The sequence below is a fragment of the Streptomyces sp. NPDC060035 genome, from assembly GCF_042736635.1.
GTDB lineage: Bacteria > Actinomycetota > Actinomycetes > Streptomycetales > Streptomycetaceae > Streptomyces.
Genome location: NZ_JBHWVO010000005.1, coordinates 38,755 through 51,388, shown reverse-complemented (window position 1 = coordinate 51,388; position 12,634 = coordinate 38,755). Strand labels below are relative to the sequence as shown.

At 71.4% G+C, this 12,634-nt stretch carries 10 protein-coding genes; 6 read left to right on the top strand and 4 right to left on the bottom strand.

The window, feature by feature from the left end; genetic code table 11:
• Positions 1-167: 167 nt before the first annotated feature.
• From ACFWBQ_RS09415 to ACFWBQ_RS09390, 6 genes are all read left to right on the top strand, one after another.
• Positions 168-1,805 (top strand): protein kinase, encoded by a 1,638-nt coding sequence (locus ACFWBQ_RS09415; protein ID WP_385485859.1) that lies wholly within the window; start codon positions 168-170, stop codon positions 1,803-1,805.
• A gap of 443 nt (positions 1,806-2,248) precedes the next feature.
• The gene (locus tag ACFWBQ_RS09410) at positions 2,249-2,542 is read left to right on the top strand and encodes a hypothetical protein (protein ID WP_385485857.1); all 294 of its coding nucleotides are present in this window, start codon (positions 2,249-2,251) and stop codon (positions 2,540-2,542) included.
• 49 nt (positions 2,543-2,591) lie between these two features.
• Positions 2,592-3,224 (top strand): PadR family transcriptional regulator, encoded by a 633-nt coding sequence (locus tag ACFWBQ_RS09405; protein WP_385485855.1) that lies wholly within the window; start codon positions 2,592-2,594, stop codon positions 3,222-3,224.
• 103 nt (positions 3,225-3,327) lie between these two features.
• On the top strand, positions 3,328-4,092 hold the full coding sequence (locus ACFWBQ_RS09400) for an ABC transporter ATP-binding protein (RefSeq protein ID WP_385485853.1): 765 nt from the start codon (positions 3,328-3,330) through the stop codon (positions 4,090-4,092).
• Entirely contained in the window at positions 4,089-6,947 is a 2,859-nt protein-coding gene (locus ACFWBQ_RS09395) for an FtsX-like permease family protein (protein WP_385485851.1), read from the top strand. Before ACFWBQ_RS09400 ends, ACFWBQ_RS09395 begins: the two co-directional genes overlap by 4 nt.
• 101 nt (positions 6,948-7,048) lie before the next feature.
• Positions 7,049-7,597 carry a bacterial proteasome activator family protein gene (locus ACFWBQ_RS09390; RefSeq protein ID WP_385485849.1) on the top strand — a complete coding sequence of 183 codons (549 nt, stop codon included), beginning with the start codon at positions 7,049-7,051 and terminating at the stop codon, positions 7,595-7,597.
• A gap of 171 nt (positions 7,598-7,768) precedes the next feature.
• On the opposite strand, the gene ACFWBQ_RS09385 is transcribed toward ACFWBQ_RS09390, so the two are convergent.
• From ACFWBQ_RS09385 to ACFWBQ_RS09370, 4 genes are all read right to left on the bottom strand, one after another.
• On the bottom strand, positions 7,769-8,755 hold the full coding sequence (locus ACFWBQ_RS09385) for an NAD(P)H-quinone oxidoreductase (RefSeq protein WP_385485847.1): 987 nt from the start codon (positions 8,753-8,755) through the stop codon (positions 7,769-7,771).
• Positions 8,756-8,918: 163 nt separating this feature from the next.
• Positions 8,919-10,061, bottom strand: a complete 1,143-nt coding sequence (locus ACFWBQ_RS09380; protein ID WP_385485845.1) for a potassium channel family protein — start codon at positions 10,059-10,061, stop codon at positions 8,919-8,921.
• Positions 10,019-11,542, bottom strand: a complete 1,524-nt coding sequence (locus ACFWBQ_RS09375; RefSeq protein WP_385485843.1) for a molybdopterin molybdotransferase MoeA — start codon at positions 11,540-11,542, stop codon at positions 10,019-10,021. The genes ACFWBQ_RS09380 and ACFWBQ_RS09375 overlap by 43 nt, the downstream gene beginning before the upstream one ends.
• A gap of 176 nt (positions 11,543-11,718) precedes the next feature.
• Complete coding sequence (locus ACFWBQ_RS09370; RefSeq protein ID WP_385485841.1) at positions 11,719-12,594, bottom strand: NTP transferase domain-containing protein; 876 nt, start codon at positions 12,592-12,594, stop codon at positions 11,719-11,721.
• Positions 12,595-12,634: the final 40 nt, after the last annotated feature.

Here is a 12,634-nt window from a genome sequence, read left to right as displayed (position 1 = left end):
CGCGTGCCGCACACGCAAATTCCATGCGGTTCCTGTAACGCTTCCGAGACGCTTCTTGTGCGTAGGGTCACGGAACGGGCACCTGGCTTGACGTGTCGGACCCCTCGGGCAGACTTGGCCCGTAATAGGGATGATCGCGTCCGTGGGCGCCGAGGGGGATGCAAGTCATGAGCCAGGACGGCGCACACGGCGCACAGGGTCGCTACGCGGGCGGTTCCGTGGCCGGCGGCCGCTACCAGCTGCGCGACCTGCTCGGCGAAGGCGGGATGGCGTCCGTCTACCTCGCCTACGACTCCGCCCTCGACCGCCAGGTCGCCATCAAGACGCTGCACACGGAGCTGGGGCGCGAGCAGTCCTTCCGCGAGCGCTTCCGCCGCGAGGCACAGGCCGTCGCCAAGCTGCAGCACACCAACATCGTCTCGGTGTTCGACACGGGCGAGGACGAGCTCGGCGGCGCGCTGATGCCGTACATCGTCATGGAGTACGTCGAGGGGCAGCCGCTCGGCTCCGTCCTGTCGGCGGACATCCAGAACTACGGCGCGATGCCCGCCGACAAGGCGCTCAAGGTGACGGCCGACGTGCTCGCCGCGCTGGAGACCAGCCACGAGATGGGCCTGGTCCACCGCGACATCAAGCCCGGCAACGTGATGATGACCAAGCGCGGTGTCGTGAAGGTCATGGACTTCGGCATCGCCCGCGCCATGCAGTCGGGCGTCACGTCGATGACCCAGACCGGCATGGTCGTCGGCACCCCGCAGTACCTTTCCCCCGAGCAGGCCCTCGGCCGCGGCGTGGACGCGCGGTCCGACCTCTACTCGGTCGGCATCATGCTCTTCCAGTTGCTCACGGGACGGATCCCGTTCGAAGCGGACTCGCCGCTCGCCATCGCCTACGCGCATGTGCAGGAGGAGCCGGTCGCTCCGTCCAGCATCAACCGGTCGGTCACCCCCGCGATGGACGCGCTGGTCGCCCGCGCGCTGAAGAAGAACCCGAACGAGCGCTTCCCCAGTGCTGCCGCGATGCAGGACGAGGTCGTCCGCGTGCTGAGCGCGGGCGGCCACACGGGCGCTCCGGTGATCATCGGTGGAGGTATGCCGGCGAACAGCGGTTCGGGTGTCGGCTCGGCAGTCTTCCCGCCGGTCGACCAGACCACACCCGCACCGCACGGTGTGCAGACCCCGTACCAGCCGCAGCCCCACCAGCAGCACCTGCCCGGCCCGTACGGCCCGGCGACCCCGGCGCCCACTCCGGGTTACGGCTACCCGCAGGCGGCTCAGCCGTACGGCACCCAGGCACCCCTGGCCCACCAGACGCCGCCCCCGTACACGGTGTCCCCGCATTCCTCCAGCGCTGTCACCGGCGGTGGCTCCAAGCGCAACATGCCGGTCGTCGTGGGCTCGATCGTGGTCGCCCTGCTCGCGATCGGCGGCCTGGTCGCCTTCCTGAACATGAAGGGCGACGCGGACACGGGCAAGGGCGGCGATCCGAGCTCCAGCGACACCTCCGTGGCGGGCGAGCACAAGCCGCCGGAGCGGAACCGCACGATGGACACCGAGGACTGCACCGACGCCACGGAGGACTCGGACGACCCGGCGAAGGTCCAGGCCCCGAACTTCGTCTACAAGGACATCATCTCGGCGAGGTCCTGCGCCGACGCTGCAGGCTGGACGGTCAAGGTCATCGAGGTGAAGGGCAACACCTACGCCGAGGACCAGGTCATCGACCAGTTCCCGACCTCGGGAACGGCGGTTTCCGAGCGGGGCGCCCACTTCGAACTGCGCATCGCGACAGGCGACCCGGCCTGACCTTCCGCCTGCGCGGCTGACTCCTGGCCGGCCCCGGCGGTCCCTGGTCTGTCCCGGCGGGTTTTTGATCGGTCCCGGGGGTCCCTGGCCGGCCCCGGCGGTCCCTGGTCTGTCCCGGCGGGCCCGTGGTCGGCCCCGGCAGCCCCCTGGGGCCGCATCCGGTCCCAGGGGGCTGCGGCTCGTTCCGGGGCCGCAGCCGGGATGCCGGACATATCAGGGCGTGTGACGCTGATCTCATGCCTCCGGGACTCCTGGTTTCACGGTCGTCGCGATACGTGGCCTGTCTGGTGATGGCGGCCGGGGCGGTGCTCGGGCCGATCGCCGCGGCGCACGGGGACGGGCGGGGGGCGCCGGCCGCCCCTGAGCGCGTACTTTTCACGGGCCCCCCGGGGGGTCGCGCTTCACCGTCCTCCTCCGCGAGCCCCTCCGCGAAGGAGTCCGCCATGGCCGGGAGGCAGGCCGGTGAGGGCCGTGCGCGGCCCGGACGGTCGCTTTCACCGATGGAGCTCGCGGACGCCTCGGCCTCCGCCGACGAGGTCCCGCCGGAGGCCGATCCCGGCGAGGTACCTGCGGCCACACCCCCGCCCGACGCGTTCCCGGAGCCCGGCCGGGCCACGCGGCAGGCACTGGACGAGCCCGTCGTACGGCAGGTGCAGCAGGTGTCACTGGGGGCGGGAATCGCGCTGGTCGGCCTGGGTCTGGGGTTCCTGGCGTTCCGGTTGCGCCGCGCGAACTGACCGACCGAGGGGCTTGCACTCGACAACATACTCGGTATACATACTCAGTATGTCGATCCGCCACGGGCTGCTGGCCCTCCTGGAGCGAGGGCCTCGGTACGGCTCTCAGCTCCGTACCGAATTCGAGTCCCGCACCGGCTCCACCTGGCCGCTGAACGTCGGCCAGGTCTACACGACCCTCAGCCGGCTGGAACGCGACGGCATGGTCGCCCAGGACGGTGAGGACGACGCGGGCCACGCGCTGTACTCGATCACCGATGACGGCCGCACCGAGCTGCGGAGCTGGTTCGAGACCCCGGTCGACCGCAGCAACCCGCCCCGGGACGAGCTGGCGATCAAGCTCGCGATGGCGGTCGGGGCACCCGGCGTCGACATCCGGGCCGTCATCCAGTCCCAGCGCAGCCACACCGTGAAGGCCATGCAGGACTACACCCGGCTGAAGGCGCAGGCCCTCGCAGACGTCCCCGCCGACCGCGACGAGGTCGCCTGGCTCCTCGTGGTGGAGCAGTTGATCTTCCAGGCCGAAGCCGAGGCCCGGTGGCTGGACCACTGCGAGTCCCGCCTCGTCCGCCTCGCCGAAGCCGCCGCCACCGAGCCCGGTTCCGGGCCGGGGTCCGCTGCGGCCACCGGCGGCGGACGTGCGCGCACCGCGTCTTCCCGGCTGCGCAGCATCCGGCGCTGACGGCGGACCGCCGCCGACAGACCGGTGGCGCCAAGCCGCTGACCACGGGCCGATCCGGCCCGCCCGACCTTCTGCACGTCATTTCCAGGGGGAACAAACCGCCATGTCCTCGTCCGCCCGATTCCCGTCCTCCGGTCTGCCCGTGGACGCGCCCGTCCTCGAACTGAGGGCGCTGACCCGTACCCACGGCTCCGGCATCGCACAGGTGCACGCCCTGCGCGGCATCAACCTCTCCGTGCACGCGGGGGAGCTCGTCGCCGTGATGGGCCCCTCCGGCTCCGGCAAGTCCACCCTGCTGACCCTGGCCGGCGGTCTCGACACCGCGAGCAGCGGCCAGGTCGTCATCGAGGGCCAGGACATCTCCGCGCTCGGCCGCAAGGGCGTCGCCGCCCTTCGCCGGCGCAGCGTCGGCTACGTGTTCCAGGACTACAACCTGATCCCCGCCCTCACCGCCGCGGAGAACATCGCCCTGCCACGTGAGCTCGACGGCATATCCGTCCGCAAGGCGCGCAAGGAGGCCCTCGCCTCCCTGGAGGAGATGCACCTCACCGAGATCGCCGACCGCTTCCCGGACGAGATGTCCGGCGGCCAGCAGCAGCGTGTCGCCATCGCCCGCGCACTCGTGGGGGACCGCCGCCTCGTGCTCGCCGACGAACCGACCGGGGCCCTCGACTCCGAGACCGGCGAAGCCGTCCTCGCCCTGCTGCGCAACCGCTGCGACCAGGGAGCTGCCGGCGTGATGGTGACACACGAGCCGCGGTACGCGGCCTGGGCCGACCGCGTCGTCTTCCTCAGGGACGGATCGATCGTCGACCAGACCCTGTCGTCCGGCGCCGACTCGCTGCTCACCGCAGAGGGTGCCAAGTGAGTGTCTTCACGGGGTGGCGCGCCGCCCTCCGCATCGCCCGGCGCGACGCCCTGCGGTCCAAGGGCCGCAGCGCGCTCGTCGTCGCCATGATCGCCCTGCCGGTCCTCGGTGTGACCGCCGCGGATGTCGCGTACCGCAGCTCCACGCCGACCGCCGCCGAGAAGCTGACGGCCGCGATGGGGTCGGCGGACGCCGTGTTCAGTTCGGCCGGCGTGGGGCCGGTCCCTGTCGAGCAGCTGCCCGACCTCAGGACCTACGGCACTCCGCCCGGCGCGCCGCCTCTGCCGGACGGCGAGCCCAAGCCCGTCGACGTGACGGCCACGTTCCCCAAGGGCTCGCGGTACCTCACCGAACAGTCCGTTCCCGCCACGGTCAGCACCCGGTACGGCATCAGCCCCACCGACGTCGTCGAGCTGCGCACCTCCGACCCGGCGGTCCGCGGCATGGTCGACCTGGTCGACGGGGCGTACCCGGCCCGCAAGGACGAGGTCGTCGCGACCGAACGCTTCCTCGAGGTCACCGGGCTGCGCATCGGCTCCCGCACGACGCTCAGCGGCCCCGAACAGACGTACACGATCACCGGTAGCGTCGAGATGCCCCACGAGCTCGGCCAACAGGCGCTGTACGCCGAGCCCGGCGCGGTCATCGCCCCGTGGAAGGCTGCGGCCGACCGCGACGAGAAGATCGCGCCGCCCAACCCCCGCGAGATGGAGTGGCTGGTCTCGGCCGCGGACGGCGTCGGTATCGACTGGTCCGACGTGCTCGCGGCCAACACGAAGGGGGTCCTGGTGCTGTCGCGCCAGGTCGCCCTCGACCCGCCGCCGGACTCCGAGGTCCCGTTGGCCGCACGCGCCGGCAGCGGCCTCCCCGACGGCTCCGCGGAGCTGAGCGCGGCCGTCGTGACGGTGGTCGCCATGGCGGTCCTGGAGATCGTCCTGCTGGCCGGTCCCGCGTTCGCCGTCGGTGCACGCCGCTCCCGCAGGCAGCTCGGCCTCCTCGGCACCTGCGGCGGCGACCGGAGCCAGGTACGGGCCGTCGTGCTGGGCGGTGGGGTGGTACTCGGCGGAGTCGCCGCCGTGACCGGTGTCGCCGCCGGTCTCGGCCTGACCGTGCTCTTCCGCCCGCTGATCGAGGGCTGGACCGAGAACCGTTTCGGCGCACTCGAGATCCGTCCCTGGGAGCTGCTGGCGATCGCCGCTATCGGTCTCGTCACCGGAATCCTGGCAGCTCTGGCCCCCGCGATCGTGGCCGGCCGTCAATCCGTGCTGGAATCCCTCACCGGCCGCCGCGGAACACGCCGGAGCTCCCGCGTCCTGCCCGTCGTGGGATGCGTGGCACTGGCGGGCGGCGTGGCTGTCGCCGTCATCGGCGGCACCACGGGAGACACGAACCTGGTCGCCGGCGGCTCGATCGTCGCCGAACTCGGCGTACTCGCCTGCATCCCGGTGATCGTCGGCTTCCTCGGCCGGCTCGGCTCCCGGCTCCCGCTCTCCCCGCGCATGGCGCTCCGCGACGCAGCCCGCAACCGTGGACGTACGGCACCTGCGGTGGCCGCCGTGATGGCGGCGGTCGCGGGCACCGTGGCCATCGCCACCTACACGACCAGCGTGACGGCCGAGCACGCGTACGACCACATCCCCACGCTCACGCCCGGCACGGTGGCGCTCGTGGTCTCGCTTTCGTCGGCCGACGATCAGCTGCCCCGGGCCAGGGCCGCGGCGGAACAGTATCTGTCCGTCCGTGGCGACCGCGCCGACTTCGCACGCGTCTGGGCCGGCTCCGACTGCTCCGTCTACTACGAGGAGGAGAACGGCTGCGGCACGCTCGAGCTGGTCAAGCCGACCGGCAAGGGCCACAGCTGCCCGCTCCAGGGCGCAGGAGCCCGGAAGCTCGCCGAGAGCCTGTCCGCCGACGCGCACAAGAGGCTGATGAACTCGCCCCCCTGCGCCGACGAGTACATCAGCACCGCCACGTTCTCCACGGACGAGAGCAACATCGTCGTGGGGGACACCGCGCTGCTCACCTCCTACGCAAAGCTCGACGACCCCGCGGCGGCCGAAGCACTGGCAGCCGGTACACCCGTGCTGCTCAACGCGGCATACGCGAAGAACGGACAGGCCACCCTCAAGGCCGTCCACACGTACAACGCCCGCGACAAGGAGAACCGGAAGCTGCACCCGGGCAAGGCCGAGGTCACCACGGACCGGCTGAAGGTGTACGTCGCGCCCGCGAAGTACGCCGCCACCCCCGGGATCCGGATGATCCTGCCGCAGAAGACCGCGGACCGGCTCGGACTGCACACGCAGCCCCACGGCAGCCTCTACACCGTCGCGCACGAGCCGACGGACGCCGAGCAGCAGGCCACGTCCGCCGCATTCGCACAGGCCGGGAACGGCGTCTACCTCCAGGCGGCACACGGGCCCAGCTCCCGGGACGAGGACGTGGTCCTGTGGATCCTCGCCCTGTTCGCCGGCGTGGTGACCCTGGGCGCAGCCGCCATCACGACCGGCCTCGCCAAGGCCGACGCGGAGGCCGACCTCACCACGCTCAGCGCGGTGGGCGCGCCCCCGGGCGTGCGGCGCACCCTCTCCGGCTTCCAGTGCCTGGTGGTCGCGCTCACGGGTGTCCTGCTCGGCACGGTGGCCGGTGTCGTGCCCGCGGTGTCGCTGCGCCTGATCGACCTGCGCAAGGCGATGGAATACATGCACAAGGAGCCCATGGACTCCGCGTACACGCCGATCGTGATGCCCTGGGAGACCATCGGGCTGCTGGCCCTGGTCGTACCGGTCCTGGCCGGGCTCCTCGCCGCCGCGTTCGCCGGGTCGCGGCTGAAACTGGCCCGCCGCGCGGGGTGAATGACTGCCGACCGGCTGTTCCCGTGCCCCTGGAAAGGGTGGATCATCCCTTTCCGGGGGCACCACCGTGATGTGCAGCAGGTGTACGAGACAATGGCGGCATGGAGATGCCGAGGAATGACCGGTCGCAGGAGCACCCCCAAGTCCTTGTGGTGGGACAGGACGGAATGGCTATCGGCGGCGGTGGCAGTGACGACGAGTCGCGGGAGGTCCCGGTGACGGAGATGGTCGAACAGCCCGCGAAGGTCATGCGCATCGGCAGCATGATCAAGCAGCTTCTCGAGGAGGTCAGGGCGGCTCCTCTCGACGAGGCGAGCCGGGTCAGGCTGAAGGAGATCCACCAGAGCTCGGTGAAGGAGCTCGAGGACGGGCTGGCGCCGGAGCTGGTGGAGGAGCTGGAACGGCTCTCGCTGCCGTTCACCGAGGATTCGGTCCCGTCCGAGGCCGAGCTGAGGATTGCCCAGGCCCAGTTGGTCGGCTGGCTGGAGGGGCTGTTCCACGGCATCCAGACGGCCCTGTTCGCCCAGCAGATGGCGGCCCGCGCACAGCTGGAGCAGATGCGTCGCGCCCTTCCTCCGGGCGTGGGCCACGAGGGCGAGGAAGGCGACACGGACCCGCACGGGCCTGCCCGTTCCGGCCCGTATCTGTAGGCCCTGCTTTCGTCTCTGTAGGCCCTGCTTTCGTCATCCCGATTTCACGCCGTCGAGCGCGGTACGCGCCGGGGCCCGGTACACATGGCGTGTACCGGGCCCCGACGCGTATGCGGTGCCTCAGGTGCTCCGCTCAGCCGCTGTACCGCCGGCGCTGTACCGCCGGCGGCGTCAGGCTCCCGGTGCGCGCAGAAGAACCTTGCCGATGTGCGCGCTCGACTCCAGCACCCGGTGGGCCTCCGCAGCGTCCGCCATCGGCACCGTGCGGTCCACGACCGGCCGGACAATGCCTTCGCCGATCAGCGGCCAGACATGTTCCCGTACGGCTGCGACGATCGCCGCCTTCTCGGCGAGCGGGCGACCGCGCAGAGAGGTGGCCGTGACGGCAGCACGCTTGCTCAGCAGGGCGCCCAGGTTCAGCTCGCCCTTGACGCCGCCCTGGAGTCCGATGATCGCGAGCCTGCCGTTGACGGCCAGGGCCCGCACGTTCCGGTCCAGGTATGCGGCCCCGACGATGTCGAGAATGACGTCGGCACCCGTACCGTCCGTGGCCTTGCGCAGCTCCTCGACGAAATCCTGCTCGCGGTAGTCGATGAGGATGTCGGCGCCGAGGTCCTGACAGCGTGCCAGCTTCTCCGCCCCGCCCGCGGTCACCACGACACGCGCACCGACGGCCTTCGCGAGCTGGATCGCCATCGTGCCGATCCCGCTGGACCCTCCGTGGACCAGCAGGGTCTCGCCGGGGCGCAGATGGGCCACCATGAACACGTTGGACCAGACCGTCGCGGTCACCTCGGGCAGAGCGGCGGCCGTCGCCAGATCCACACCCTCGGGAACGGGCAGCAACTGCCCGGTCGGCACGGCAACCTTCTCCGCGTAGCCGCCGCCCGCCAGCAGCCCGCACACTTCGTCGCCCACCGACCAGCCGGTCGCGCCCGGACCGAGGGCGGCGACACGGCCCGCGCACTCCAGGCCGGGGTAGGGGGAGGCACCGGGCGGAGGGTTGTAGAAGCCCTGCCGCTGCAGAACGTCGGCCCGGTTGACGGCGCTGGACACGACCTCGACGAGGACCTCGCCCTCGCCTGGTACGGGATCGGGGACCTCGGCCCATACGAGCGCCTCGGGGCCACCGGGTTCGGGGATCGTGATCGCATGCATGGCCGCGAGGCTACTCCGCTCGGTCCGGGACAGCGGCAAGACCTGCCCGCACCCGACCTCGGCCTGTCCACGCCCGTCCTCGGCCCCACCACGCCCGTCGCCGGTCCGCCGGCCGCCCGGGGGCCCATCCCTTTGGGTCGCCTGATCAAGGGGAGAAGAGGCTCTAGGGACGGTGACTGGACTGCGGCGGATGGTTCGTCTGCGGGATGTGGAGCGGCGAGGCGCGCACGATCGTGATCACCCGGTCCGTCAACTGCAGGGGACTGGCCGCCGGATCGTCGTAACCGAGCAGTCGGTGACCACGCAGCACACTCACCACGAGGTCGTCGGTCTCCCGGACGCTCTTGCCCACCTCGGCCTTTATCACCGGCCGTTCGACGAGATCGAGACCGCTGCCCTGCTGAATCAGGTCCTCCATCACCGTGCCCGCACTGGGGCTGAGCACCGAGAGTCCCAGCAAGCGGCCCGCCGCACTCGCGCTGGTGATCACGGCGTCGGCGCCGGACTGACGCAGCAGAGGCGCGTTCTCCTCCTCGCGCACGGCGGCGACGATCTTCGCGCCCCGGTTGAGCTGACGTGCGGTCAGCGCGACGAGTACGGCCGTGTCGTCGCGCTGGGTGGCGATGATGATCTGACGTGCTTTCTGGACCTCTGCCCGCAGCAGTACATCGCTGCGTGTCGCATCGCCCAGCACACCCACGAAGCCTTCGGCGTTAGCCGCTTCGATCACCTTGCCGGCCGGATCGACGATGACGATCTGGTCCTTCTTCAGACCGGTGGCGCAGAGCGTCTGGATTGCCGAACGGCCCTTGGTGCCGAAACCGACGACAACTGTGTGTTCACGCAAGTTGGTTCTCCAACGGTTCAGCCGGAAGTCCTCCCGGGTCCGTTCCGTCAGGACCTCGAGGGTGGTGCCGACCAGGATGATGAGGAAGAGCACGCGCAACGGCGTCACCAGCATCACGTTGACCAGCCGGGCCGGGTCGCTGTAGGGGACGATGTCGCCGTATCCGGTCGTCGACAGCGTCACCGTCGCGTAGTAGATCGAGTCGAGGAAATCGACTTTCCCGTCGGCGTTGTCGTGGTATCCGCCTCGGTCGGCCCAGACGATGAAGACGGTGGTGGCCAGCACTGTCAACGCCATCGCCAGTCGCTTGGCAACCTGGCGCAGCGGCCTGTCGACGACCCGTCGGGGCAGGAGCACCCGGGTGGGGACGACATACTCGTCGGCGCGCCTGGCCATCGCATCGTGGCCGGGAAGTTTCACGTGAAACACCCTTCCGTCCAGGGCGTTGCCGAGGCCCACGGTAGATCGAGGATCTCCACCTCGGTGCCGGACCGTACCCCGCCGGGTGGCACAACGGCCAGTCCGTCAGCGGCGGCGATCCCACGCAGCATTGCAGGTCCGTTGTAATGCAGGGGAACAACATGGTCCGGGCCGCCCGCACTGTCCGCACGGTGGACCACGGGCACGAGCCGGGTGTCGTGCGGATGCCCGTGCACCTCGTCACGCACAATCGCCCGGTACGGATCCTGAGCGGCTCGCCCGGCGATCCCCCGGAGCAGCGGCTCGGCCAGGGTGAGCAGTCCGGACACGGCGGCGAGCGGATTGCCGGGCAACCCGACCACATAGGGGCCGCCGTCGGCCGGCCGGGCCAGAAGCATGGGATGCCCCGGGCGCACGGCCACCCCGTCGACCAGCAGCTCGGCCCCCGTCTCGGCCAGGACCGGATGGACGTGATCGACCGGCCCGGCTGCGGTGCCACCCGTGGTGAGGATCAGATCGGCGTCCGAGGTGGTCAGGGCGTGCCGGAGCGCGTTCGCGTCATCGCCCAGGCGTCGGGGGGCAGTCACATCGGCACCCAGGGCACGGAGCCAGGGCGCAAGCATGGGGCCGAGCGCGTCCCGGATCAGCCCGTCGTGCGGAAGCCCGGCTGTGAGGAGTTCGTCGCCGAGAACGAACACGTCCACGCGGGGCCGGGGTACGGCAACGAGGGCGTCGTAACCCGCAGCGGCCGCCAGCCCGAGCACGGGAGGGGTTACCAGGGTGCCGACGGGCAGGAGCCGGTCGCCGGAGCGGCACTCCTGACCGCGGGGCCTGATGTCCTGCCCAGGGACGACCTCCCGCGTCGCGTGGAGCAGCCCCTTGGCCTCGTCGGTGCGGGCGTGTTCGCTACGGATGACTGCGGTGGCGTCCACCGGAATGCGGGCGCCGGTGGCAATCCGCACGGCTTCACCGTCGGGAAGCGGTACGGGCGCGCTGCGTCCGGCGAGCAGCCCTTCACCCGTGCGCACGGTCCAGGGGCCGGGTCCGGCAACGACCCAGCCATCCATTGCGGAGGTGTCGAAGGACGGCAGATCAGTGAGCGCCACAACCGCCTCGGCCAGAACGTGCCCGAGCGCCCTGTCCAGGGGGAGACGGTGGGCGGCGAGGGGTGCGGCGCGGCCGAGCCGCTCGGCCAGAGCACGCGCGTCGGCCCAGGGAGTGCTGTGGGCGCGTGTCCGGCCCGCTTGCGCGGAGGGGGAGAAGCGCGTGGTGGACGAGGCTCGGGGACGACTCGGGGAGCCCGAGGGCTGGTCGCTCAGGGCCGGGTCGCCGGGGGGCCGGTCGCCCGGGGGCCGGGAGGCGGAGGACTCCGCCTCGCCCGGCTCCGGCGGGGAGGTTGCGCCCGCCGGATGGGCCCGGTCCGGTGTGGGGTGCGCGGCCTGTGCCTGCCGCCGGACGAGAGCCAGGGCCTGCTCGACTGCGCGCTCCTCGTCGGCGGCCCGCTCCTCCTCCACCGTCATCGACGAGACCCCGCCATTTCGGCCACCGGTCAGCCCGTGCCCGGTGCCCCTGCTCCCGCCGGGAGCCCGGCGTGGGTCAGCTCCAGGGGACCGGTCCGGGTTCGGGGCCGGAGTTCCGGACCGGTCGTCCGTCCGGCCGGAGGGCAAGGGGCCCCCGTCCTCGCCTCCGAGTGCCGTCATGGCGTGCCGGCCCCGTTACCGCTCCCCGCCTCTTCCTCCCACCGCAGGGCGAGCGCGGTGGTCTTCCTGGTGGCCTCGGCAACCGCTTCGGCCGCGGCTTCCGGGCCGGAACCGCTGCTCGCCTTCGCCGCCGCGTACCCCACCAGGAAGGTGGTCAGAGGTGCGGCAGGTCTGGCGACGCCATGGGCGGCGTCACGGGCGAGGTCGAGCAGAACGCCGGTGTCGACGTCGAGTTCGATGCCCAGTTCGTCCTTGACTGCGTTGATCCATTCATCCAGCACGGTTCCATGCTCCCTGATGCGCGCCCTGGCAGCAGCAATGTCTTCCCAGGTGTCGCAGTCGAACGAGGCCAGAGGACCGGCCTCGACCCGTGCCAGGTCCAGTTCGCCCGTCAACAGCCGCAGCGGCAGCCCGGCAAGGCTGCCGTGCTCGGTGGCGAGAAGTGCGAGCTCACGGCGCAGAGGCTCGGCTCGGTAGACGGCGACCAGCGGTTGGTCCCGCCCGTCCGGGTCGGTACACAGGGCGCCTTCGTGGGCTCCCGTCGCGGCGGCGGCCAGCAGCGAGCTGACGGTCGGCTCCCCCAGGAACGGCAGATCCGCGGAGAGCACGAGCACGCTCTCCGCGGACGTGTGCCGCATCCCCGCGCCGAGCGCGGCCAACGGCCCGCCACCGGACGGCACTTCGCGCGTCCAGGTAACCGGACGCGCGGTGGGCCTTCGCCCTCCCACCACCACGGTGGCCCCGGCGTCGGCGCAGACGCCGAGCACCCGGTCGAGCAACGCCCGGCCGCCCACCCGGACCCCTGGCTTGTCGGCTCCCCCGAGCCGTTTCGCGGCCCCTCCGGCAAGAACGATGGCGTCATACACGGTCATGCTCCGAGTATGCGGGCCACCCGCCCCCACCGATCCCGCG